The sequence below is a fragment of the Stutzerimonas azotifigens genome, from assembly GCF_013522725.1.
Lineage (GTDB): Bacteria > Pseudomonadota > Gammaproteobacteria > Pseudomonadales > Pseudomonadaceae > Stutzerimonas > Stutzerimonas azotifigens_A.
Genome location: NZ_JAAMRF010000011.1, coordinates 167410 through 191088, shown reverse-complemented (window position 1 = coordinate 191088; position 23679 = coordinate 167410). Strand labels below are relative to the sequence as shown.

The window sequence follows — 23679 nt, the reverse complement described above, 5'->3', positions numbered from 1 at the left end:
CCGAACTCAGTAGTGAAACGACGCATCGCCGATGGTAGTGTGGGGTTTCCCCATGTGAGAGTAGGTCATCGTCAAGCTTCTATCCCAAACCCCCAATCCGAGCAATCGGGTTGGGGGTTTGTCTTTGCGCGCGATAAGCCTTTCTAGGCACTGATGACGCGGATCGCTATCATTTGTGCCTGGCGAGAGGGTCGACATTGAGCAAGTTATTGGCACTACTGCAGGATGGGCGCTTCCACTCCGGGCAGGCACTTGGCGAGGCGCTTGGCATCAGTCGCAGTTCTGTCTGGAAGCAGTTGCAGCGGATCGAAAAAGAATTCGATTTGCGCATCCATAAGGTCCAGGGGCGCGGTTATCGGCTGATCGATCCATTCGTTCCATACGATCGTGAGCGCCTAGCCTCCACCCTCAAGGATATCGGCTGGACGTTGCATCTGCATGATGTGGTGGACTCCACCAACAGCGAAGCACTTCGGCTTCTCGGACAAGGGATAGAGGCGCCCTTCGTCGTGCTTTCCGAGCGGCAAACCGGTGGAAGAGGGCGGCGCGGGCGAGCCTGGATCAGCCCGGCCGGGCAGAATCTCTATTACAGTCTGGGTATCACGATACATAACGGACCTCATCAATTGGCCGGTATGAGTCTGGTGATCGGCTTAGCGGTGCGTGATGCATTGCATCGGCTTGGTGTGCCGGATGTCGGTTTGAAATGGCCGAACGACGTGTACGCGAGCGGTCGCAAGATTGCGGGGATTCTTCTGGAGCTTACCGGAGACCCGGCCGGTGAGTGCCATGTCGTCATCGGTATAGGGATCAATTGCAATATGAGTGCGGCCAATTCGGCTATCGATCAGCCCTGGACCTCGCTCAGAAATGAACTGGGTAAGGGGATTGATCGCAATCAACTGCTCCTGGTGTTGAGCGAATCGCTTCGCGGATATCTGCATCGGCACGAGGTTGAGGGGTTTGCAAGCTTGAGGCTCGAGTGGGAGGCGAACCATATATGGCATGGTCTTGTTGCCAGCCTGAGTGCGGGAGATCGCGAGATAGTGGGCGAGATCCTTGGCGTGGATGCCGATGGCTGCCTACGACTCTTGGTCGACGGGAGTGAGCGTACCTTTAGCGGCGGTGAACTGCGCCTGAGGCTTCGGGATGATTCTTGAGCTGGACTGTGGCAATAGTTATATAAAGTGGCGCCTTGTGCCGCCAATTGCCGCCCTTGCCCCGATAGACGGCCGCGCAGTTGATATCGGCCAGCTGCTCGATCAGGTCGATACAAGCGCAAAGTGCGGGTTAGAAAAATGTAGGTTGGTCAGTGTCCGGTCCGATAGTGAAACGGATGCGATAGCGCTGCGTGTTTCCTCCGAGCTAGGGGTGGAGGTGCTGCGGGCGATGCCCGCAACCACTCTGGGTGGTGTAACCAACGGTTATCTTGAGCCGGAGCGGCTGGGTCTTGATCGCTGGCTCGCAATGGTCGCAGCTTTCAGCCTGAGGCGTCGCGCCTGCCTGGTATTCGATCTGGGGACTGCCATTACGGTTGATCTGATCGCGATTGACGGGCGACATCTGGGCGGGTTCATTACTCCCGGGATTCCCTTGATGCGAGATCAGCTATTTGGCCACACCCGGCGTATTCGATATGAGGGGCCGGCAGAAAGCGTGCTTAGTGACGTATCCCCGGGCCGTTCCACGGCCCAGGCGGTCGAGGCGGGATGTCTGTTAATGGTGCGCAGCTATATCGGTGCTCAATTGGATGAGGCTTCGGCACGCTTGGGTAATGCCTTTGATGTATACGCTACTGGCGGAGATGCGGCATTGGTTTCGGATCTCCCTGGAGTAACCTGCATACCCGACCTGGTGTTTCGCGGCTTGGCAATCGCTTGTCCTTGATGAGGTTACGATGCGTTGGCTTTTCCTGTTGTTGCTTGTCCTGAATCTGTTTTTCTTTGTCTGGCATCAGCAGCAGGCGCCTGCGAGGGTCAAGGAGGTCGCCTCGACTGAGGCCTATCGGTCTCAGCAGCAGGCCATCAGGCTGCTGAGTGAGGCGCCTGCGCCAGCGCGTCGAGAGGTGCCGGCTGCCGAAGTGCCGGCGCAAGAGCGCAATGTCTGCCTGTTTCTTGGTGGGTTTGATCAAGAGGCCTCTGCTCTGGTCGTGGAGCAGCGTTTACTGAGTCTCGATATTCAGTCGAATGTGCAATCCGTTGATGCCGCGGCGGGTGTCGATTATTGGGTGTATCTGCCGCCTTTATCGTCCAGGCAGGCGTCCCTGCGCCAACTCAGAGAGCTGCAGTCGCGAAATATCGACAGCTACATCATTACGGTCGGCGATCTCGCCAATGGAATATCGCTCGGTATTTTTTCGCGGCGCGATTCGGCCGAGGGCGTAATCAGCCGTTTGCGCGAGGTCGATTACGAGCCTCAGATAAGAGAACTTCCGCGGGTTCATCGGAAATATTGGGTGCGTGTCGCTGCCCAAAGTAGGCACTTGGTCGATGACGGCCTGCTTGCCAATTTGACCCGAGACATGACGACACTGCAGCATCGTCAAATGCCCTGCGAAAGCGTTGCAACCTCGGAATAGTTTGCATAGAATGGCGCCCGCTTTGCGGTGTCATGATTTTTGATGAGCCTGCAGAGTGCTGTCGTTAAAAGCTAACCTCAAGTTTTTACTGAGAAAAAGCTTGACAGCTAGGTGGCTGGCAATGAAAATGCCGCCTCCTTTTGGAGGGGTTCCCGAGCGGCCAAAGGGATCAGACTGTAAATCTGACGTCATCGACTTCGAAGGTTCGAATCCTTCCCCCTCCACCAGATTAAAGCGTGAGCTTCAGCCTCCGCGGGTATAGTTCAGTGGTAGAACCTCAGCCTTCCAAGCTGATGATGCGGGTTCGATTCCCGCTACCCGCTCCAGGTTCGATGTTATGCGAAGGCTTCGCTCATGTAGCTCAGCTGGTAGAGCACACCCTTGGTAAGGGTGAGGTCAGCGGTTCGATTCCGCTCATGAGCTCCAAACTACAAAGGCAGATATCTTGATATCTGCCTTTGTTTTAATGGTGGCGTGACTAGCTCAATTCAACGATGGGAGACGGTCTCGATGGCTAAAGAAAAATTCGAACGTAACAAACCGCACGTGAACGTCGGCACCATTGGTCACGTTGACCATGGCAAGACCACGCTGACCGCTGCGCTGACCAAGGTTTGTGCTGAGACGTGGGGCGGTTCTGCTCGCGATTTCTCGCAGATCGACAACGCGCCGGAAGAGAAGGCTCGCGGTATCACCATCAACACCTCCCACGTTGAATACGATTCCGCCATCCGTCACTACGCGCACGTAGACTGCCCGGGTCACGCTGACTATGTGAAGAACATGATCACTGGTGCTGCCCAGATGGACGGCGCGATCCTGGTGTGCTCGGCCGCTGACGGCCCGATGCCGCAGACTCGCGAACACATCCTGCTGTCGCGTCAGGTAGGCGTTCCTTACATCGTCGTGTTCCTGAACAAGGCCGACATGGTTGACGACGCCGAGCTGCTGGAACTGGTCGAGATGGAAGTGCGTGACCTGCTTTCCACCTACGACTTCCCGGGCGACGACACCCCGATCGTTATCGGTTCGGCGCTGATGGCGCTCGAAGGCAAAGATGACAACGAGATTGGTGTTTCCGCTGTGCGCAAGCTGGTAGAAACCCTGGACTCGTACATCCCTGAGCCGGTGCGTGCTGTTGATCAGCCGTTCCTGATGCCGATCGAAGACGTGTTCTCGATCTCCGGTCGCGGCACCGTGGTAACCGGTCGCGTCGAGCGCGGCATCGTCAAGGTTCAGGAAGAAGTCGAAATCGTTGGTATCCGTGCCACGACCAAGACCACCTGCACCGGTGTCGAAATGTTCCGCAAGCTGCTCGACGAAGGTCGTGCCGGTGAGAACGTCGGTATCCTGCTGCGCGGCACCAAGCGTGAAGATGTCGAGCGTGGCCAGGTTCTGGCCAAGCCGGGCACCATCAAGCCGCACACCAAGTTCGAAGCTGAAGTGTACGTGCTGAGCAAGGAAGAAGGCGGTCGTCACACTCCGTTCTTCAAAGGCTACCGTCCGCAGTTCTACTTCCGTACCACTGACGTGACCGGTAACTGCGAACTGCCGGAAGGCGTCGAGATGGTAATGCCGGGCGACAACGTGAAAATGGTTGTCACCCTGATCGCTCCGATCGCCATGGAAGACGGTCTGCGCTTCGCGATTCGCGAAGGTGGCCGTACCGTTGGTGCCGGCGTGGTTGCCAAGATCTTCGAGTAATCGATTGATCTGATCTGTTCAGGCCGGCATAATGGTCGGCCTGACTCTTTATAGGCCAGTAGCTCAATTGGCAGAGCGGCGGTCTCCAAAACCGCAGGTTGGGGGTTCGATTCCCTCCTGGCCTGCCATTTTCAATATCGAAACTGGCAGTCTTTACAGGGTTCTCGCAGATGAATATCAAGGCAGAAGTCACGGGCTCGCGCTTCGATCTGGTGAAGTGGCTGGTTGTGGCTGCTTTGGTAGTCGTCGCTGTCGTGGGTAATCAGTATTACTCGGCTGAGCCGATCCTCTACAGGGTTATGGCGCTGCTGGTTATTGCAGTGATTGCTGCGCTGATTGCTCTGCAGACCGCAAAAGGGCGTTCGTTCTTCGCGTTGGCGAAGGAGGCGCGTGTCGAGATCCGTAAGGTCGTTTGGCCGACCCGCCAGGAAACTACGCAGACCACGCTCATCGTCGTGGCTGTCGTGCTGGTGATGGCGCTGCTGTTGTGGGGGCTAGATACCCTGCTCGGTTGGCTGGTTTCTATGGTTGTAGGTTAAGGGTGACTCGTGGCTAAGCGCTGGTATGTCGTGCATGCTTACTCGGGTTACGAGAAGCATGTGATGCGTTCATTGATTGAGCGCGTCAAGCTTGCCGGAATGGAAGAAGAGTTCGGCGAGATCCTCGTTCCCACTGAAGAAGTGGTCGAGATGCGTAACGGTCAGAAGCGCAAGAGTGAGCGCAAGTTCTTTCCGGGTTACGTGCTTGTGCAGATGGATATGAACGAGGGCACTTGGCACTTGGTCAAGGATACGCCTCGTGTTATGGGCTTTATCGGGGGTACGGCCGACAAGCCTGCTCCGATTACCGATAAAGAGGCCGAGGCGATTTTGCGCCGGGTTGCCGATAGCGGTGATAAGCCCAAGCCCAAGACACTGTTCGAGCCGGGCGAGGTCGTGCGGGTTACCGACGGTCCGTTCGCTGACTTCAATGGTGTCGTCGAAGAGGTCAATTACGAGAAGAGCCGGATTCAAGTGGCCGTGCTCATTTTCGGTCGTTCAACTCCGGTTGAATTGGAGTTCAGCCAGGTCGAAAAGGCCTAGTTGGGAAGGCATCCCACACCCCGCAGCTGTTTGCTGCGGGGTTTTGTTGTCGCTGGGATAAATAGATAAAGCTGGGGAGCCGAAAGGCGCTATCACCCATAACGGAGTAGCTATGGCTAAGAAGATTCAAGCTTATATCAAGCTTCAGGTTAAGGCCGGTCAGGCCAATCCGTCGCCGCCTGTTGGTCCTGCGCTGGGTCAGCACGGCGTGAACATCATGGAGTTCTGCAAGGCGTTCAACGCTCGTACCCAGGGCCAAGAGCCTGGTCTGCCGACTCCCGTGATCATCACTGTATACAGTGATCGTAGCTTCACGTTCGAGACCAAGAGCACGCCTGCTGCCGTTCTGCTGAAGAAAGCAGCCGGCATCACCAGTGGTTCTGCTCGCCCCAACACCCAGAAGGTTGGCACCGTCACTCGCGCTCAGCTCGAAGAGATCGCGAAGACCAAGAATGCTGATCTTACCGCTGCTGATCTCGAGGCTGCCGTGCGTACCATCGCCGGCTCCGCGCGCAGCATGGGCCTGAACGTGGAGGGTGTGTAATGGCTAAGTTGACCAAGCGCCAAAAGGCGATTGCCGAGAAAGTAGAAGCCGGCAAGCAGTATGGCTTCGAAGAAGCCGCCACGTTGTTGGCACAGATCTCTGCAGTAAAGTTCACTGAGTCCTTCGATATCGCTATCAACCTTGGTGTTGATCCGCGTAAATCCGACCAGGTCGTTCGTGGTGCTACAGTTCTGCCGAACGGTACTGGCAAGTCCGTACGTGTCGCCGTGTTCACTCAGGGCCCTGCTGCCGAGGCCGCTCTGGCCGCTGGCGCAGATCGCGTCGGGATGGACGAGCTGGCTGCCGAAATGAAAGGTGGCGATCTGAACTATGACGTCGTGATCGCTTCTCCGGATGCGATGCGTGTCGTCGGTCAGCTGGGTCAGATTCTTGGTCCGCGCGGTTTGATGCCGAACCCGAAGGTCGGCACCGTAACGCCAGACGTTGCCACTGCAGTGAAAAATGCCAAGGCTGGTCAGGTGCGTTTCCGGACCGACAAGAACGGCATCATCCACACCTCCGTTGGCAAGGTCGGCTTTGAGGCCGGTCAGCTCAAGCAGAACGTCGAAGCCTTGCTGTCGGACCTCAAGCGTCTGAAGCCGTCGACTTCCAAGGGTATCTACGTCAAGCGCGTAACCCTGAGCACCACGATGGGTCCTGGTCTGGTCATCGATCAGGCGTCCCTCGAGGCGTAAGGAATAAAGGCCTGCTTCGGCAGGCCAGCTAGTTTGGGGTCCCTGCCTGGCGGGGGCTATCCAAGACCGTAGGCGGCGCAAGCCTTAAACCCGGGGAGCGATCTTCGACAGCCTACGCAGAGGTGCTCCCGATTCTTACCGAATCAGACACCAATAACCGTCCGGTTTCGGCCGGATGTACCGGTAACATCCAGGAGTAAATCCCGTGGCAATCAAACTCGAAGACAAGAAGGCCATCGTCGCTGAAGTCAACGAGGCTGCCAAGTCTGCCCTGTCCGCTGTCGTGGCTGATGCCCGTGGCGTGACCGTAGGGGCCATGACCGGACTCCGTAAAGAGGCCCGCGAGGCTGGTGTGTATGTACGTGTCGTACGTAACACCCTGCTGCGCCGCGCCGTTGAGGGCACTCAGTTCGATGTCCTCAACGATGCGTTCAAAGGCCCGACCCTGATTGCGTTTTCCAATGAACATCCGGGCGCTGCTGCTCGTATCTTCAAGGAATTCTCCAAGGGTCAGGACAAGTTCGAGATCAAGGCCGCTGCGTTCGAAGGTCAGCTCATTGCAGCCAACCAGATCGACGTGCTGGCAACTCTGCCGACTTACGACGAAGCCGTATCTCAGCTGATGAGCGTGATTCAGGGCGCTACCAGCAAGCTGGCTCGTACTCTGGCAGCCGTTCGCGACCAGAAAGAGGCCGCTGCCGCCTAAGGCGCAGTACCGCTTTTCACTTTTTGATTTTTGATGGCCGCAGGCCGTCCCTACCTTACAGGAACTAGAGTCATGGCTCTGACCAACGAAGATATCATCAACGCCGTATCCGAAATGTCCGTCATGCAGATCGTTGAACTGATCAAGGCGATGGAAGAGAAGTTTGGCGTTACCGCCGCTGCTGCCGCTGCTGCTGGCCCTGCCGCTGCCGCTGCCGTAGTTGAAGAGCAGACCGAATTCACCGTCGTGCTGGCTGAAGCTGGCGAGAAGAAGGTGAACGTGATCAAGGCCGTTCGCGAGCTGACCGGTCTGGGTCTGAAGGAAGCCAAGGCAGTTGTTGACGGCGCCCCAGGCGTGGTCAAAGAAGGCGTATCCAAGGACGAGGCCGAAGCAGCCAAGAAAGCCCTGGAAGAAGCAGGCGCCAAAGTCGAGCTCAAGTAAGCGACGACCTTGCGTCTACAGCCTAAGCGACTCGCATAAGGCTGATGGCTGGTGGCTTTTGCCACCGGCCTTTTTCCGTTATAGGCAGCCTGTCGGTATGTCTGATGGCGGAGCAAGCACCCACTGGGTGCCGCGGATCACTGGATTCGCACGATTTTCTGGCCACTCCCGCCGGGGGAGGCCAAACAAGCAGGTGACCAAGCTGGGGAACGCTGATGGCTTACTCATACACTGAGAAAAAACGTATCCGCAAGGACTTTAGCAAGTTACCGCACGTGATGGATGTGCCGTATCTTTTGGCCATCCAGCTGGATTCGTATCGCGAATTCCTGCAGGCGGGAGCGACCAAAGATCAGTTCCGCGACGTCGGCTTGCATGCGGCCTTCAAATCCGTTTTCCCGATTATTAGCTATTCCGGCAATGCAGCGCTGGAATACGTCGGCTATCGTCTCGGCGATCCGGCATTCGATGTCAAGGAATGCGTGCTGCGCGGCGTGACCTTCGCGGTTCCGCTGCGGGTGAAAGTGCGTCTGATCATTTTCGACAAAGAATCGTCGAACAAAGCGATCAAGGACATCAAGGAGCAGGAAGTCTACATGGGGGAAATCCCCCTGATGACAGAGAACGGTACCTTCATCATCAACGGTACCGAGCGGGTCATCGTTTCCCAGCTGCACCGTTCGCCTGGCGTGTTCTTCGACCACGACCGTGGCAAGACCCACAGCTCGGGCAAGCTGCTGTATTCCGCGCGTATCATTCCTTACCGCGGTTCGTGGCTGGACTTCGAATTCGATCCGAAGGACGCCGTCTTCGTTCGTATCGACCGTCGCCGCAAACTCCCCGCGTCGGTATTGTTGCGCGCGCTTGGCTATGCAACCGAGGAAATCCTCGACGCCTTCTATGACACCAACGTCTTCCATGTGAAGGGTGAGTCCCTGTCGCTTGAGCTGGTACCCCAGCGCCTGCGCGGTGAGATTGCGACCTTCGACATCAAGGACGAAAACGGCAAGGTCATCGTCGAGCAGGGCCGCCGCATCACTGCCCGTCACATCAATCAGCTCGACAAGTCCGGCATCAAAGAGCTGGAAATGCCGATGGACTATGTGCTCGGTCGCACCACCGCGAAGGCGATCGTGCACCCGGCTACCGGCGAAATCATCGCCGAGTGCAACACCGAGCTGACTGTCGAAGTGCTGGCCAAGATCGTCAAGGCCCAGGTTGTACGCTTCGAGACGCTGTACACCAACGACATCGACTGCGGTCCGTTCATCTCCGACACGCTGAAGATCGACTCGACTGCCAATCAGCTGGAAGCGCTGGTCGAGATCTATCGCATGATGCGTCCCGGCGAGCCGCCAACCAAGGACGCCGCTGAAACGCTGTTCAACAACCTGTTCTTCAGCGCCGAGCGTTACGACCTGTCTGCCGTCGGCCGGATGAAGTTCAACCGCCGTATCGGGCGCAGCGAAATCGAAGGCCCAGGCGTGCTGTCGCGCGAAGACATCGTCGCGGTCCTCAAGACCCTCGTCGATATCCGTAACGGCAAGGGCGTTGTGGACGACATCGACCACCTCGGCAACCGCCGCGTACGCTGTGTTGGCGAGATGGCCGAAAACCAGTTCCGCGTAGGTCTGGTTCGCGTCGAGCGCGCGGTCAAGGAACGCCTGTCGATGGCCGAAAGCGAAGGCCTGATGCCGCAGGATCTGATCAACGCCAAGCCGGTAGCGGCGGCGGTGAAGGAGTTCTTCGGTTCCAGCCAGCTCTCGCAGTTCATGGACCAGAACAACCCGCTTTCGGAGATCACCCACAAGCGCCGCGTCTCTGCACTCGGCCCGGGCGGTCTGACTCGTGAGCGCGCAGGCTTCGAAGTGCGCGACGTACACCCGACCCACTACGGTCGCGTGTGTCCGATCGAAACGCCTGAAGGTCCGAACATCGGTCTGATCAACTCGCTGGCCGCCTACGCTCGCACCAACCAGTACGGCTTCCTCGAGAGCCCGTACCGTGTGGTCAAGGATGGTGAAGTCACCGACGACATCGTGTTCCTGTCCGCGATCGAAGAAGCCGACCATGTGATCGCCCAGGCCAGCGCCAAGCTCGAAGGCCGCAAACTGGTCGACGAGCTGGTGGCCGTGCGTCATCAGAACGAATTCACCGTCAAGGCGCCGGAAGACGTCACGCTGATGGACGTATCGCCCAAGCAGGTCGTGTCCGTTGCCGCTTCGTTGATTCCGTTCCTCGAGCACGACGACGCCAACCGCGCCCTGATGGGTTCGAACATGCAGCGTCAGGCCGTACCGACCCTGCGTTCGGACAAGCCGCTGGTGGGTACCGGTATGGAGCGCAACGTTGCGCGCGACTCCGGTGTTTGCGTCGTGGCCCGTCGTGGCGGCGTCATCGACTCGGTCGATGCCAGCCGTATCGTGGTGCGCGTCAATGATGCGGAAGTCGAGACCGGTGAGGCGGGTGTCGACATCTATAACCTCACCAAGTACACCCGCTCCAACCAGAACACCTGCATCAATCAGCGTCCGCTGGTGAACAAGGGTGACGTGGTGGCGCGCGGTGACATCATGGCCGATGGTCCGTCCACTGACATGGGCGAGCTTGCGCTCGGGCAGAACATGCGCGTCGCGTTCATGCCCTGGAACGGTTACAACTTCGAAGACTCCATCCTGCTGTCGGAGCGTGTGGTTCAGGAGGATCGCTTCACCACGATCCATATCCAGGAACTGACCTGCGTTTCGCGCGACACGAAGCTTGGCCCAGAGGAAATCACTGCGGATATCCCCAACGTGGGCGAAGCCGCGCTGAACAAGCTGGACGAGGCGGGCATCGTGTACGTGGGTGCTGAAGTCGGCGCCGGCGACATTCTGGTTGGCAAGGTCACGCCGAAAGGTGAAACCCAGCTGACCCCCGAAGAGAAACTGCTGCGGGCGATCTTCGGCGAGAAGGCCAGCGACGTGAAGGATACGTCCCTGCGCGTTCCGACCGGCACCAAAGGCACGGTCATCGACGTCCAGGTCTTCACCCGTGACGGCGTGGAGCGTGATACCCGCGCGCTGGCGATCGAGAAAATGCAGCTCGACGAGATCCGCAAGGACCTCAACGAGGAGTTCCGTATCGTTGAAGGCGCGACCTTCGAGCGTCTGCGTTCGGCTCTGGTCGGCGCGACGGCTGAAGGTGGTGCAGGCCTGAAAAAGGGTACCGTCATCACCGACGAGTTCCTCGATGGCCTCGAGCATGGTCAGTGGTTCAAGCTGCGTATGGCTGAAGACCCGCTCAACGAGCAGTTGGAAAAGGCCCAGGCCTATCTGTCCGACCGCCGCCTGATGCTCGACGACAAGTTCGAAGACAAGAAGCGCAAACTGCAGCAGGGCGATGACCTGGCTCCAGGCGTGCTGAAGATCGTCAAGGTGTATCTGGCGATCAAGCGCCGCATTCAGCCGGGCGACAAGATGGCCGGTCGTCACGGTAACAAGGGTGTTGTCTCGGTGATCATGCCGGTCGAAGATATGCCTCATGACGCCAATGGCACGCCGGTCGACATCGTACTGAACCCGCTGGGCGTACCGTCGCGTATGAACGTCGGTCAGATCCTCGAAACCCACCTGGGCCTCGCGGCCAAGGGGCTGGGCGAGAAGATCAATCGCATGCTCGAAGAGCAGCGCAAGATCGCCGAGCTGCGCAAGTTCCTGCAGGAGATCTACAACGAGATCGGTGGTCGTCAGGAAAACCTCGACGAGTTCTCCGATAACGAGATCCTCGAGCTGGCGAAGAACCTCAAGGGCGGCGTGCCGATGGCTACCGCGGTGTTCGACGGTGCCAAGGAAACCGAGATCAAGGCCATGTTGAAGCTTGCCGATCTGCCCGAGAGCGGTCAGATGCGCTTGATCGACGGCCGTACCGGTAATCAGTTCGAGCGCCCGACCACCGTCGGCTACATGTACATGCTCAAGCTGAACCACCTGGTCGATGACAAGATGCACGCGCGTTCCACCGGTTCCTACAGCCTGGTTACCCAGCAGCCGTTGGGCGGCAAGGCGCAGTTCGGTGGCCAGCGTTTCGGGGAGATGGAGGTCTGGGCGCTGGAAGCCTATGGCGCGGCCTACACCCTGCAGGAAATGCTGACCGTGAAGTCGGACGACGTGAACGGCCGGACCAAGATGTACAAGAACATCGTGGACGGCGATCACCGCATGGAAGCCGGCATGCCGGAATCCTTCAACGTGCTGATCAAAGAGATCCGCTCGTTGGGTATCGACATCGAACTGGAAACCGAATAACACGCACCGCCTATGCGGCGCCCGGTCAGAAACCGGTCGCCGCAGGTCCGTGAGGAGGAAAGGCCTTGAAAGACTTGCTGAATCTGTTGAAAAACCAGGGTCAGGTTGAAGAGTTCGATGCGATCCGTATCGGTCTGGCTTCGCCGGAAATGATCCGTTCGTGGTCTTTTGGTGAAGTTAAAAAGCCCGAGACCATCAACTACCGTACCTTCAAGCCTGAGCGTGATGGTCTGTTCTGCGCCAAGATCTTTGGCCCGGTTAAGGACTACGAGTGCCTGTGCGGCAAGTACAAGCGCCTCAAGCATCGTGGCGTGATCTGTGAGAAGTGCGGCGTGGAAGTTGCGCTGGCCAAGGTGCGTCGTGAGCGCATGGCTCACATCGAGCTGGCATCGCCCGTCGCCCACATCTGGTTCCTGAAGTCGCTGCCAAGTCGTATCGGCCTGTTGCTGGACATGACCCTGCGCGACATCGAGCGCGTGCTCTATTTCGAGAGCTATGTCGTCATCGATCCGGGTATGACCACGCTGGAAAAAGGCCAGCTGCTCAACGATGAGCAGTACTTCGAAGCCCTCGAAGAGTTCGGCGACGACTTCGATGCCCGTATGGGTGCCGAGGCCGTTCGCGAGCTGCTGAATCAGATCGATCTGGAGCACGAAATTGGCCGCCTGCGCGAGGAAATCCCGCAGACCAATTCGGAAACCAAGATCAAGAAGCTTTCCAAGCGACTGAAGCTGATGGAGGCCTTCTACGGTTCGGGCAACCTGCCGGAGTGGATGGTTCTGACCGTACTGCCAGTGCTGCCGCCGGATCTGCGTCCGCTGGTTCCGCTCGATGGCGGCCGCTTCGCGACCTCCGATCTGAACGATCTGTATCGCCGCGTGATCAACCGTAACAACCGCCTCAAGCGCCTGCTCGACCTGTCGGCGCCGGACATCATCGTGCGCAACGAAAAGCGCATGCTGCAGGAAGCGGTCGATGCGCTGCTGGACAACGGCCGTCGTGGCCGTGCCATCACCGGTTCGAACAAGCGCCCGCTCAAGTCCCTGGCCGACATGATCAAGGGTAAGCAGGGTCGTTTCCGTCAGAACCTGCTCGGCAAGCGCGTGGACTATTCCGGTCGTTCGGTTATCACCGTGGGCCCGACCCTGCGTCTGCACCAGTGCGGCCTGCCAAAGAAGATGGCGCTCGAGCTGTTCAAACCGTTCATCTTCGGCAAGCTGGAAATGCGTGGCATGGCGACCACCATCAAGGCTGCCAAGAAGATGGTCGAGCGCGAGCTGCCCGAGGTATGGGACGTGCTCGCAGAAGTCATCCGCGAACATCCCGTGCTGCTCAACCGGGCGCCGACGCTGCACCGTCTGGGTATCCAGGCGTTCGAGCCGGTCCTGATCGAAGGCAAGGCGATTCAGCTGCATCCGCTGGTCTGCGCCGCGTACAACGCCGACTTCGACGGTGACCAGATGGCCGTACACGTACCGCTGACGCTGGAAGCCCAGCTCGAAGCGCGTGCGCTGATGATGTCGACCAACAACATCCTGTCGCCCGCCAACGGCGAGCCGATCATCGTACCGTCGCAGGACGTGGTCCTGGGTCTGTACTACATGACCCGCGAAGCCATCAATGCCAAAGGCGAAGGTCGCGTATTTGCCGACCTGCAGGAAGTCGATCGCGTGTTCCGCGCCGGTGAAGCGGCACTGCACGCTCGGGTGAAGGTACGCATCAACGAGACCATCAAGGATCGTGACGGCAGCGTTACCCACAACACCCGTATCGTCGACACCACTGTTGGCCGTGCGCTGCTGTTCCAGGTCGTGCCGGCAGGCCTGTCGTTCGACGTGGTCAACCAGCCGATGAAGAAAAAGGCGATTTCCAAGCTGATCAACCAGTGCTACCGCACGGTTGGCCTGAAGGACACCGTCATCTTCGCCGACCAGCTGATGTACACCGGTTTCGCCTATTCGACGATCTCGGGCGTATCGATCGGCGTGAACGACTTCGTTATCCCTGACGAGAAGGCGCGCATCATCGACGCCGCCACCGAGGAAGTGAAGGAGATCGAAAGCCAGTACGCCTCCGGCCTGGTTACCCAGGGTGAGAAGTACAACAAGGTGATCGACCTCTGGTCGAAGGCCAACGACGAAGTGTCCAAGGCGATGATGTCGAACCTCTCCAAGGAGAAGGTCATCGATCGCGAGGGCAAGGAAGTCGATCAGGAGTCCTTCAACTCCATGTACATGATGGCCGACTCGGGTGCGCGGGGTTCTGCCGCCCAGATTCGCCAGCTCGCCGGTATGCGCGGTCTGATGGCCAAGCCGGATGGCTCGATCATCGAGACGCCGATCACCGCGAACTTCCGCGAAGGTCTGAACGTACTTCAGTACTTCATTTCGACTCACGGTGCACGGAAAGGTCTGGCGGATACCGCACTGAAGACCGCGAACTCCGGTTACCTGACGCGTCGCCTGGTCGACGTGGCGCAAGATCTGGTCGTGACCGAGGTCGATTGCGGCACCGAGCAGGGTCTGTTCATGACGCCGCACATCGAAGGCGGCGACGTGGTCGAGCCGCTGGGTGAGCGTGTTCTGGGTCGTGTGATCGCTCGTGACGTGCTCAAGCCCGGCACCGACGAGGTCATCGTGCCCGCCGGTACCCTGGTGGACGAGACCTGGGTGGATTTCATCGAACTCAATAGTATCGACGAAGTGGTCGTCCGCTCGCCGATCAGTTGCGAAACCCGTTACGGCATCTGCGCCAAGTGCTACGGGCGCGATCTGGCCCGCGGTCATCAGGTCAACATCGGCGAAGCGGTGGGTGTGATTGCCGCGCAGTCGATTGGTGAGCCGGGTACCCAGCTGACCATGCGTACGTTCCACATCGGTGGTGCGGCGAGCCGGACCTCAGCTGTCGACAATGTGCTGGTGAAGAATGGCGGTACCATCCGTCTGCATAACCTCAAGCACGTCGAACGTGCCGATGGTGCGCTGGTAGCGGTGTCGCGTTCCGGTGAGCTGGCGGTCGCGGACGACTTCGGCCGCGAGCGTGAGCGTTACAAACTGCCGTACGGTGCGGTGATTTCGATCAAGGAAGGCGACAAGGTCGAGGCCGGTACGGTCGTGGCCAAGTGGGATCCGCACACTCACCCGATCGTGACCGAAATGAAGGGTACCGTGACCTTCGTCGGCATGGAGGAGAACATCACCATCAAGCGCCAGACCGACGAGCTGACCGGTCTGACCAACATCGAGGTGATGGATCCGAAAGATCGTCCGGCTTCGGGCAAGGACATTCGCCCGGCCATCAAGATGGTCGACGCCAATGGCAAGGAGCTGCTGTTGCCCGGTACCGACGTGCCGGCCCAGTACTTCCTGCCCGCCAACGCACTGGTGGGTGTGGCTGACGGCGCCGAGATCAATGTGGGTGACGTTATCGCACGTATCCCGCAAGAGACCTCGAAGACCCGCGACATCACCGGTGGTCTGCCGCGCGTTGCCGACCTCTTCGAGGCGCGTCGTCCGAAAGAGCCGTCGATCCTGGCGGAAATCAGCGGCACCATTTCCTTCGGCAAGGAAACCAAGGGCAAGCGCCGCCTGGTGATCACGCCTACGGACGGTAGCGATCCGTACGAGGAGCTGATTCCGAAGTGGCGTCACCTGAACGTCTTCGAAGGTGAGCAGGTGAACAAGGGCGAGGTCATCTCGGACGGTCCGAGCAACCCGCACGACATCCTGCGTCTGCTGGGCGTCAGTGCGCTGGCCAAGTACATCGTCAACGAGATCCAGGACGTGTACCGCCTGCAGGGCGTCAAGATCAACGACAAGCACATCGAGACCATCCTGCGGCAGATGCTGCGCAAGGTCGAAGTGTCGGAAGTTGGCGATTCGAGCTTCATCAAGGGTGACCAGATGGAACTGACCCAGGTGCTCGAGGAAAACGAGCGTCTGAGCACCGAGGACCGCTTCCTGGCCAAGTTCGATCGCGTACTGCTGGGTATCACCAAGGCATCGCTGTCGACCGAGTCGTTCATCTCCGCGGCGTCGTTCCAGGAGACCACTCGAGTCCTCACCGAGGCGGCGGTTACCGGCAAGCGCGATTACCTGCGCGGTCTGAAGGAAAACGTGGTCGTGGGTCGTCTGATCCCGGCCGGTACCGGTCTGGCCTATCACAGCGAGCGCAAGCGTCGCCGTGAGCTGGACAAGCCGGTTCGTGTGAGTGCCGATGAGGTCGAAGCGGCACTGACCGAGGCGCTCAACTCGAGCAGCAGCTAAGCGCAGGCCTCGGAAGCGGGGCCTGTCTTGACGGGGTACAGGAAGCTCTTTAGACTCTTGTACCCCTAATTTGGCGGGGCATCAGCCCTGCCATTTTTCGTTTGTGTCGAAAGACAACAGTGGAGCTAGTAGATGGCAACGATTAACCAGCTGGTACGCCAGCCGCGCAAGCGCGTCGTCGAGAAGAGCGACGTCCCTGCGCTGCAGAACTGCCCGCAACGCCGTGGCGTGTGCACTCGTGTGTACACCACCACGCCGAAAAAACCGAACTCTGCACTGCGTAAGGTATGCCGTGTTCGTCTGACCAACGGCTACGAAGTCGCGTCCTACATCGGTGGTGAAGGTCACAACCTGCAGGAGCACAGCGTGGTCCTGATCCGTGGCGGTCGTGTAAAGGACCTTCCGGGTGTCCGTTACCACACTGTGCGCGGCTCGCTGGATACCTCCGGCGTGAAAGACCGTAAGCAGGGTCGTTCGAAGTACGGCGCCAAGCGCCCGAAGTAATCAGAATTTCTATTTATTTGAGTCGATAAGAGTAAGGTCGGGCGTAACGCGAGCGTTACCGTTCCGGGCTAACCTGAAGACCGTTTGAGGGCTTATCAATGCCAAGACGTCGTGTAGCAGCCAAGCGTGAGATCCTCGATGATCCGATGTACGGAAGTCAGATCCTCGCCAAATTCATGAACCACGTGATGGAAAGCGGCAAGAAGGCTGTGGCCGAGCGCATCGTTTACGGTGCCTTGGATACCGTCAAGACCCGCAAGAACAGCGATCCCCTGGAAATCTTCGAAAAAGCACTCGACGCCATCGCTCCGCTGGTCGAAGTGAAGTCCCGCCGCGTAGGTGGTGCGACTTACCAGGTTCCGGTCGAGGTTCGTCCTTCCCGTCGCAACGCCCTGGCCATGCGCTGGCTGGTGGACGCGGCGCGTAAGCGTGGCGAGAAATCCATGGCCCTGCGCCTTGCAGGTGAGCTGATGGACGCCTTCGACGGCAAGGGCGCTGCAGTCAAGAAGCGTGAGGACGTGCACCGCATGGCGGAAGCCAACAAGGCCTTCTCGCACTACCGCTTCTAATACTCGCGCTACTCACCCACGAGGACCTTTATTTTGGCTCGTACTACTCCGATTAACCGCTACCGTAACATTGGTATCGTCGCTCACGTGGATGCTGGCAAGACCACTACCACCGAGCGCGTCCTCTTTTACACCGGCGTAAACCACAAGATGGGCGAGGTGCATGACGGCGCCGCGACCATGGACTGGATGGTGCAGGAGCAGGAGCGGGGTATCACCATTACCTCCGCTGCTACCACTGCCTTTTGGCAGGGCTCCGAGAAGCAGTACGACAAGCATCGCTTCAATATCATCGATACCCCCGGCCACGTTGACTTCACTATTGAAGTAGAGCGTTCGCTGCGTGTGCTCGACGGTGCTGTCGTGGTCTTTTGTGGTACCTCCGGCGTCGAGCCTCAGTCCGAAACCGTATGGCGTCAGGCCAACAAGTACGGTGTTCCGCGTCTGGTCTACGTCAACAAGATGGACCGTGCCGGTGCCAACTTCCTGCGCGTGATCGGTCAGATCAAGCAGCGTCTGGGTCATACTCCGGTACCGATTCAGCTCGCTATTGGCGCAGAAGACAACTTCCAGGGCCAGATCGACCTGGTCAAGATGAAGGCCATCTACTGGAACGACGAAGACAAGGGCATGACCTTCCGTGAGGAAGAGATCCCTGCCGAGCTTCAAGAGCTGGCTGAAGAATGGCGCAGCAATATGGTCGAGGCGGCAGCCGAGGCGACCGAAGAGCTGATGAACAAGTACCTCGAAGGCGAAGAGCTGACCACTGCGGAAATTAAGTCCGCTCTGCGTCAGCGGACCATCGCTGGCGAGATCGTTCTGGCCGTCTGTGGTTCGTCGTTCAAGAACAAGGGTGTTCCCTTGGTTCTCGACGCGGTCATCGACTACCTGCCGGCGCCGGTGGACATTCCGGCGATCAAGGGTTCCGATGTCGATGACGAAAACATCGAGATGGAGCGTCACGCTGACGATGACGAGCCTTTCTCGGCGCTGGCGTTCAAGATCGCTACCGACCCCTTCGTGGGTACTCTGACCTTCGCTCGAGTCTACTCGGGCGTATTGAACTCCGGTGACGGTGTTCTGAACTCGGTCAAGGGCAAGAAAGAGCGCGTTGGTCGTATGGTGCAGATGCACGCCAACAGCCGTGAAGAGATCAAGGAGGTGCGCGCAGGCGACATCGCCGCTCTGATCGGTATGAAGGACGTCACCACCGGCGACACTCTGTGCTCGCTGGACAAGCCGATCATCCTGGTTCGTATGGATTTCCCGGAGCCGGTCATTTCCGTCGCCGTCGAGCCTAAGACCAAGGATGACCAGGAAAAGATGGGCATCGCCCTGGGCAAGTTGGCTCAGGAAGACCCGTCGTTCCGCGTCAAGACCGATGAAGAAACCGGTCAGACCATCATCTCCGGTATGGGCGAGCTGCACCTCGATATCCTCGTTGACCGTATGCGTCGCGAGTTCAACGTCGAGGCAAACATCGGCAAGCCGCAGGTTTCGTACCGCGAGAAGATCACCAAGTCTTGCGAGATCGAAGGCAAGTTCGTTCGCCAGTCCGGTGGTCGTGGCCAGTTTGGTCATTGCTGGGTGCGCTTTGCGCCTGCTGACGAAGGCCAGGAAGGTCTGCAGTTCGTCAACGAAGTGGTCGGTGGTGTGATTCCGAAGGAATACATCCCTGCCATCCAGAAGGGCATCGAGGAGCAGATGAAGAACGGCGTCGTTGCCGGCTATCCGCTCATCGGCCTGAAGGCCACCGTGTTCGATGGCTCCTACCACGACGTCGACTCCAACGAGATGGCGTTCAAGGTTGCTGCCTCCATGGCGACCAAGCAGCTGTCCCAGAAGGGTGGCGCGGTTGTGCTTGAGCCGATCATGAAGGTGGAAGTAGTAACGCCAGAGGATTACATGGGCGACGTGATGGGTGACCTGAACCGTCGTCGCGGTCTGATCCAGGGTATGGAAGACACGGTCTCCGGCAAGGTTATTCGCGCCGAGGTTCCGCTGGGTGAGATGTTCGGTTACGCAACCGACGTTCGCTCCATGTCCCAGGGTCGCGCGAGCTACTCTATGGAATTCTCGAAATACTCCGAGGCTCCGCCGAATATCGTCGAAGCTATCGTCAAAAAACAAGGTTGATTCAGCCCTTTAAGTAAGAGGTTTACTGTCGTGGCTAAAGAAAAATTCGAACGTAACAAACCGCACGTGAACGTCGGCACCATTGGTCACGTTGACCATGGCAAGACCACGCTGACCGCTGCGCTGACCAAGGTTTGTGCTGAGACGTGGGGCGGTTCTGCTCGCGATTTCTCGCAGATCGACAACGCGCCGGAAGAGAAGGCTCGCGGTATCACCATCAACACCTCCCACGTTGAATACGATTCCGCCATCCGTCACTACGCGCACGTAGACTGCCCGGGTCACGCTGACTATGTGAAGAACATGATCACTGGTGCTGCCCAGATGGACGGCGCGATCCTGGTGTGCTCGGCCGCTGACGGCCCGATGCCGCAGACTCGCGAACACATCCTGCTGTCGCGTCAGGTAGGCGTTCCTTACATCGTCGTGTTCCTGAACAAGGCCGACATGGTTGACGACGCCGAGCTGCTGGAACTGGTCGAGATGGAAGTGCGTGACCTGCTTTCCACCTACGACTTCCCGGGCGACGACACCCCGATCGTTATCGGTTCGGCGCTGATGGCGCTCGAAGGCAAAGATGACAACGAGATTGGTGTTTCCGCTGTGCGCAAGCTGGTAGAAACCCTGGACTCGTACATCCCTGAGCCGGTGCGTGCTGTTGATCAGCCGTTCCTGATGCCGATCGAAGACGTGTTCTCGATCTCCGGTCGCGGCACCGTGGTAACCGGTCGCGTCGAGCGCGGCATCGTCAAGGTTCAGGAAGAAGTCGAAATCGTTGGTATCCGTGCCACGACCAAGACCACCTGCACCGGTGTCGAAATGTTCCGCAAGCTGCTCGACGAAGGTCGTGCCGGTGAGAACGTCGGTATCCTGCTGCGCGGCACCAAGCGTGAAGATGTCGAGCGTGGCCAGGTTCTGGCCAAGCCGGGCACCATCAAGCCGCACACCAAGTTCGAAGCTGAAGTGTACGTGCTGAGCAAGGAAGAAGGCGGTCGTCACACTCCGTTCTTCAAAGGCTACCGTCCGCAGTTCTACTTCCGTACCACTGACGTGACCGGTAACTGCGAACTGCCGGAAGGCGTCGAGATGGTAATGCCGGGCGACAACGTGAAAATGGTTGTCACCCTGATCGCTCCGATCGCCATGGAAGACGGTCTGCGCTTCGCGATTCGCGAAGGTGGCCGTACCGTTGGTGCCGGCGTGGTTGCCAAGATCTTCGAATAAGAAGGTCTCGCCAGAAAGGGCCCCTCGGGGCCCTTTTCTATTGTTGATCATTTATTGACACCCTAAGGGGCCATCCGTACAATTGCGCCTCCTTTTATCGGGCGTATTGCGCACGGTAGGGATGGCTACTTGGAGTCTGAGGTCAAAATGCAAAACCAACAAATCCGTATTCGGTTGAAGGCTTTTGACCATCGCCTGATCGATCAATCAACCCAGGAAATCGTGGAAACCGCGAAACGTACTGGTGCTCAGGTGCGTGGTCCGATTCCGCTGCCTACCCGCAAAGAGCGGTACACCGTTCTGGTTTCTCCGCACGTCAACAAAGACGCGCGCGACCAGTACGAAATTCGTACCCACAAGCGTGTGCTGGATATCGTCCAGCCGACCGACAAGACTGTCGATGCGCTGATGAAGCTCGATCTTGCGGCTGGTGTGGAAGTGCAGATCAGCCTCGGCTAAAACCGCCTCGGTTTTAGTCGTGTAACGCTCTGAAATGGGCGGCCATAGCGGGTGAAAGCCCCGTACACTCAAGAGGTTTCAAAAATGACTATTGGTGTAGTCGGTCGTAAATGCGGCATGACCCGCGTTTTCACCGAAGAAGGTGTCTCTATTCCGGTCACGGTCATCGAGGTCGAACCGAATCGCGTCACCCAGTTCAAGAATGAAGACAGCGACGGCTATCGCGCCGTTCAGGTGACTGTCGGTGAGCGCCGCTCTTCGCGCGTGACCAAGGCTCAGGCCGGTCATTTTGCCAAGGCAAGCGTTGCCGCTGGTCGCAGCGTTCATGAGTTCCGTCTCGAAGACGGTGACTACAGCGCAGGCGATCAGATCAGTGCCGAGATCTTCGAGGCTGGTCAGTTCGTGGACGTCACGGGCCAGTCAAAAGGTAAAGGCTATGCCGGTACCATCAAGCGCTGGAATTTCCGTGGTCAAGACAATACCCACGGTAACTCTGTCTCCCACCGCGCTCCGGGTTCGATTGGCCAGTGCCAGACTCCTGGTCGTGTTTTCAAGGGCAAAAAGATGTCCGGGCACATGGGCGCCGAGCGCGTAACTGTGCAGTCCCTGGAAATCGTACGCGTCGACGCCGAGCGTAACCTGTTGCTGATCAAGGGTGCCGTTCCCGGTGCTACTGGTAGCGACGTGGTCGTGCGTCCGGCCGTCAAGGCTCGCGGGTAAGGGGGAGTTCACATGCAATTGAATGTTAATGGCTCTCAAGCCATCGAAGTCTCCGATCGCACCTTTGGCGGTGAGTTCAACGAGACGCTGGTGCACCAGGCAGTCGTCGCCTACATGGCAGGCGGTCGTCAGGGCAGCAAGCAGCAGAAGACCCGTTCCGACGTTTCTGGTGGCGGTAAGCGCCCATGGCGTCAGAAGGGCACCGGTCGCGCTCGCGCCGGTACCAGCCGTGGTCCGATCTGGCGTGGCGGTGGCGTGACCTTCGCTGCTCGTCCGCAGAACCACGAGCAGAAGCTCAACAAGAAGATGTATCGCGCTGCGCTGCGCTCCATTCTCGCTGAGCTGGTTCGTTCTGATCGCCTGGTTGTCGTCGAGGATTTCGTTGTCGATGCGCCCAAGACCAAGATGCTTGCTAGCAAGCTCGATGGCATGGGGCTGAACGACGTGCTGATCGTTTCCGACGCCGTTGATCAGAATCTGTATCTGGCGGCCCGCAATCTGCCGCACGTCGATGTGCGCGATGTCCAGGGTTCGGATCCCGTCAGCCTGATCGCCTATGACAAGGTGTTGATCACCGTGTCGGCTGTGAAGAAATTCGAGGAGCTGCTGGGATGAACCAGGAACGCGTATTCAAAGTTCTGCTTGGCCCGCATGTCTCCGAGAAGGCAACCATGCTGGCTGACAGCAAGAGCCAATTCGTTTTCAAGGTTGCCACCGATGCAACCAAGCTGGAAATCAAGAAGGCCGTCGAAAGCCTGTTCAACGTGAAAGTGGCCAAGGTCAGCACCCTGAATGTTCAGGGCAAGACCAAGCGCACCGCTCGCGGTATGGGCAAGCGTAACGACTGGAAGAAGGCGTACATCGCGCTTCAGCCAGGCCAGGATCTCGATTTCTCCAGCAGTGCTGAGTAAGGAAGGGGTGCATCATGGCAATCGTTAAATGCAAACCGACTTCCGCGGGCCGCCGTTTCGTGGTCAAGGTGGTCAATCAGGAGCTGCACAAAGGCGCTCCTTATGCACCGCTGCTCGAGAAGAAGTCGAAGTCCGGAGGCCGTAACAACAACGGTCGCATCACCACTCGCCACATCGGCGGTGGCCACAAGCAGCATTACCGTCTGGTCGATTTCCGTCGCAACGACAAGGATGGCATCCCTGCCATCGTCGAGCGCGTCGAATACGATCCAAACCGTACTGCGCACATCGCTCTGCTGAAGTACGCCGACGGCGAGCGTCGCTACATCATCGCGCCGAAGGGCGTGAGCGCCGGTGACCAGTTGGTCTCCGGTGTCGCTGCTCCGATCAAGGCCGGCAACAGCCTGCCGCTGCGCAACATTCCGGTCGGTTCTACCGTCCACGGAATCGAGCTCAAGCCGGGCAAGGGTGCTCAGATCGCGCGTTCCGCTGGTGCTTCGGCTCAGCTGGTTGCTCGTGAAGGTGCCTATGTAACCCTGCGTCTTCGCTCCGGCGAGATGCGCAAAGTACTGTCCGAATGCCGTGCGACCCTGGGTGAAGTCTCGAATTCCGAGCACAGCCTGCGTTCGTTGGGTAAGGCGGGTGCCAAGCGCTGGCGTGGTGTTCGTCCGACCGTCCGTGGTGTGGCAATGAACCCGGTCGACCACCCGCACGGCGGTGGTGAAGGTCGTACCTCCGGTGGTCGTCATCCGGTGTCGCCATGGGGCTTCCCAACCAAGGGTGCGAAGACCCGCGGTAACAAGCGCACCGATAACATGATCGTCCGTCGTCGCAAGTAACTAGAGGGATACGACT

The 23679-nt window shown here is 58.6% G+C and carries 21 protein-coding genes, 4 tRNA genes and 1 rRNA gene; all 26 read left to right on the top strand.

Annotation, left to right across the window (positions count from 1 at the left end):
• A 5S ribosomal RNA gene (rrf, locus tag G7026_RS22840) occupies positions 1–77 on the top strand; the annotation flags it as partial.
• A 120-nt stretch (positions 78–197) separates the two neighbouring features.
• On the top strand, positions 198–1160 hold the full coding sequence (birA, locus tag G7026_RS20025; protein ID WP_181072759.1) for a bifunctional biotin--[acetyl-CoA-carboxylase] ligase/biotin operon repressor BirA: 963 nt from the start codon (positions 198–200) through the stop codon (positions 1158–1160).
• Complete coding sequence (locus G7026_RS20020; protein WP_181072757.1) at positions 1150–1887, top strand: type III pantothenate kinase; 738 nt, start codon at positions 1150–1152, stop codon at positions 1885–1887. The genes birA and G7026_RS20020 overlap by 11 nt, the downstream gene beginning before the upstream one ends.
• A 10-nt stretch (positions 1888–1897) precedes the next feature.
• On the top strand, positions 1898–2578 hold the full coding sequence (locus G7026_RS20015) for an SPOR domain-containing protein (RefSeq protein ID WP_181072755.1): 681 nt from the start codon (positions 1898–1900) through the stop codon (positions 2576–2578).
• 142 nt (positions 2579–2720) lie between these two features.
• Positions 2721–2805 (top strand) — tRNA-Tyr (locus tag G7026_RS20010).
• Between the two features lie 25 nt (positions 2806–2830).
• Positions 2831–2904 (top strand) — tRNA-Gly (locus G7026_RS20005).
• A 24-nt stretch (positions 2905–2928) separates the two neighbouring features.
• Positions 2929–3004: transfer RNA gene (locus G7026_RS20000), tRNA-Thr, on the top strand.
• A gap of 84 nt (positions 3005–3088) precedes the next feature.
• Complete coding sequence (gene tuf / locus G7026_RS19995; RefSeq protein ID WP_181072737.1) at positions 3089–4282, top strand: elongation factor Tu; 1194 nt, start codon at positions 3089–3091, stop codon at positions 4280–4282.
• Positions 4283–4334: 52 nt separating this feature from the next.
• Positions 4335–4410: transfer RNA gene (locus G7026_RS19990), tRNA-Trp, on the top strand.
• Positions 4411–4452: 42 nt separating this feature from the next.
• Positions 4453–4821 (top strand): preprotein translocase subunit SecE, encoded by a 369-nt coding sequence (secE, locus tag G7026_RS19985; protein ID WP_181072753.1) that lies wholly within the window; start codon positions 4453–4455, stop codon positions 4819–4821.
• Between the two features lie 9 nt (positions 4822–4830).
• Positions 4831–5364, top strand: coding sequence for a transcription termination/antitermination protein NusG (gene nusG / locus G7026_RS19980; RefSeq protein WP_181072751.1), 534 nt, complete (start codon positions 4831–4833; stop codon positions 5362–5364).
• A gap of 112 nt (positions 5365–5476) precedes the next feature.
• Complete coding sequence (gene rplK / locus G7026_RS19975) at positions 5477–5908, top strand: 50S ribosomal protein L11 (RefSeq protein ID WP_041110223.1); 432 nt, start codon at positions 5477–5479, stop codon at positions 5906–5908.
• Positions 5908–6603 carry a 50S ribosomal protein L1 gene (gene rplA / locus G7026_RS19970; protein ID WP_181072749.1) on the top strand — a complete coding sequence of 232 codons (696 nt, stop codon included), beginning with the start codon at positions 5908–5910 and terminating at the stop codon, positions 6601–6603. The genes rplK and rplA overlap by 1 nt, the downstream gene beginning before the upstream one ends.
• 205 nt (positions 6604–6808) lie before the next feature.
• Positions 6809–7309: a 50S ribosomal protein L10 gene (rplJ, locus tag G7026_RS19965; protein ID WP_138410388.1), complete on the top strand. Its 501-nt coding sequence runs from the start codon at positions 6809–6811 to the stop codon at positions 7307–7309.
• Positions 7310–7381: 72 nt separating this feature from the next.
• A complete protein-coding gene (gene rplL, locus G7026_RS19960; protein ID WP_181072747.1) occupies positions 7382–7750 on the top strand; it encodes a 50S ribosomal protein L7/L12 in 369 nt (122 codons plus the stop codon).
• Between the two features lie 215 nt (positions 7751–7965).
• Positions 7966–12036, top strand: a complete 4071-nt coding sequence (rpoB, locus tag G7026_RS19955) for a DNA-directed RNA polymerase subunit beta (RefSeq protein ID WP_181072745.1) — start codon at positions 7966–7968, stop codon at positions 12034–12036.
• Positions 12037–12101: 65 nt separating this feature from the next.
• The gene (rpoC, locus tag G7026_RS19950; RefSeq protein ID WP_181072743.1) at positions 12102–16301 is read left to right on the top strand and encodes a DNA-directed RNA polymerase subunit beta'; all 4200 of its coding nucleotides are present in this window, start codon (positions 12102–12104) and stop codon (positions 16299–16301) included.
• Between the two features lie 132 nt (positions 16302–16433).
• Positions 16434–16805, top strand: coding sequence for a 30S ribosomal protein S12 (rpsL, locus tag G7026_RS19945; RefSeq protein ID WP_003280832.1), 372 nt, complete (start codon positions 16434–16436; stop codon positions 16803–16805).
• Between the two features lie 98 nt (positions 16806–16903).
• The gene (gene rpsG, locus G7026_RS19940; RefSeq protein ID WP_181072741.1) at positions 16904–17374 is read left to right on the top strand and encodes a 30S ribosomal protein S7; all 471 of its coding nucleotides are present in this window, start codon (positions 16904–16906) and stop codon (positions 17372–17374) included.
• 33 nt (positions 17375–17407) lie between these two features.
• The gene (fusA, locus tag G7026_RS19935; RefSeq protein ID WP_181072739.1) at positions 17408–19510 is read left to right on the top strand and encodes an elongation factor G; all 2103 of its coding nucleotides are present in this window, start codon (positions 17408–17410) and stop codon (positions 19508–19510) included.
• Positions 19511–19540: 30 nt separating this feature from the next.
• Positions 19541–20734, top strand: coding sequence for an elongation factor Tu (tuf, locus tag G7026_RS19930; RefSeq protein ID WP_181072737.1), 1194 nt, complete (start codon positions 19541–19543; stop codon positions 20732–20734).
• 147 nt (positions 20735–20881) lie between these two features.
• Positions 20882–21193 (top strand): 30S ribosomal protein S10, encoded by a 312-nt coding sequence (gene rpsJ / locus G7026_RS19925; RefSeq protein ID WP_003463313.1) that lies wholly within the window; start codon positions 20882–20884, stop codon positions 21191–21193.
• Positions 21194–21277: 84 nt separating this feature from the next.
• Entirely contained in the window at positions 21278–21913 is a 636-nt protein-coding gene (gene rplC, locus G7026_RS19920; RefSeq protein ID WP_181072735.1) for a 50S ribosomal protein L3, read from the top strand.
• Positions 21914–21925: 12 nt separating this feature from the next.
• Positions 21926–22528 (top strand): 50S ribosomal protein L4, encoded by a 603-nt coding sequence (gene rplD, locus G7026_RS19915; RefSeq protein ID WP_181072733.1) that lies wholly within the window; start codon positions 21926–21928, stop codon positions 22526–22528.
• Positions 22525–22824, top strand: a complete 300-nt coding sequence (gene rplW, locus G7026_RS19910; protein ID WP_181072731.1) for a 50S ribosomal protein L23 — start codon at positions 22525–22527, stop codon at positions 22822–22824. The genes rplD and rplW overlap by 4 nt, the downstream gene beginning before the upstream one ends.
• A 14-nt stretch (positions 22825–22838) precedes the next feature.
• Positions 22839–23663, top strand: coding sequence for a 50S ribosomal protein L2 (rplB, locus tag G7026_RS19905; protein WP_138408815.1), 825 nt, complete (start codon positions 22839–22841; stop codon positions 23661–23663).
• Positions 23664–23679: the final 16 nt, after the last annotated feature.

Excerpts from the sequence above, each read along its gene's own strand:
- rplL (WP_181072747.1), top strand. The coding sequence starts at position 7,382 with ATGGCTCTGACCAACGAAGATATCATCAACGCCGTATCCGAAATGTCC.
- rplC (WP_181072735.1), top strand. The coding sequence starts at position 21,278 with ATGACTATTGGTGTAGTCGGTCGTAAATGCGGCATGACCCGCGTTTTC.
- rpoB (WP_181072745.1), top strand. The coding sequence starts at position 7,966 with ATGGCTTACTCATACACTGAGAAAAAACGTATCCGCAAGGACTTTAGC.
- rplK (WP_041110223.1), top strand. The coding sequence starts at position 5,477 with ATGGCTAAGAAGATTCAAGCTTATATCAAGCTTCAGGTTAAGGCCGGT.
- rpsJ (WP_003463313.1), top strand. The coding sequence starts at position 20,882 with ATGCAAAACCAACAAATCCGTATTCGGTTGAAGGCTTTTGACCATCGC.
- rpsG (WP_181072741.1), top strand. The coding sequence starts at position 16,904 with ATGCCAAGACGTCGTGTAGCAGCCAAGCGTGAGATCCTCGATGATCCG.
- G7026_RS20020 (WP_181072757.1), top strand. The coding sequence starts at position 1,150 with ATGATTCTTGAGCTGGACTGTGGCAATAGTTATATAAAGTGGCGCCTT.
- rplA (WP_181072749.1), top strand. The coding sequence starts at position 5,908 with ATGGCTAAGTTGACCAAGCGCCAAAAGGCGATTGCCGAGAAAGTAGAA.
- rplB (WP_138408815.1), top strand. The coding sequence starts at position 22,839 with ATGGCAATCGTTAAATGCAAACCGACTTCCGCGGGCCGCCGTTTCGTG.
- secE (WP_181072753.1), top strand. The coding sequence starts at position 4,453 with ATGAATATCAAGGCAGAAGTCACGGGCTCGCGCTTCGATCTGGTGAAG.
- G7026_RS20015 (WP_181072755.1), top strand. The coding sequence starts at position 1,898 with ATGCGTTGGCTTTTCCTGTTGTTGCTTGTCCTGAATCTGTTTTTCTTT.
- rpsL (WP_003280832.1), top strand. The coding sequence starts at position 16,434 with ATGGCAACGATTAACCAGCTGGTACGCCAGCCGCGCAAGCGCGTCGTC.
- tuf (WP_181072737.1), top strand. The coding sequence starts at position 3,089 with ATGGCTAAAGAAAAATTCGAACGTAACAAACCGCACGTGAACGTCGGC.
- rplD (WP_181072733.1), top strand. The coding sequence starts at position 21,926 with ATGCAATTGAATGTTAATGGCTCTCAAGCCATCGAAGTCTCCGATCGC.
- rplW (WP_181072731.1), top strand. The coding sequence starts at position 22,525 with ATGAACCAGGAACGCGTATTCAAAGTTCTGCTTGGCCCGCATGTCTCC.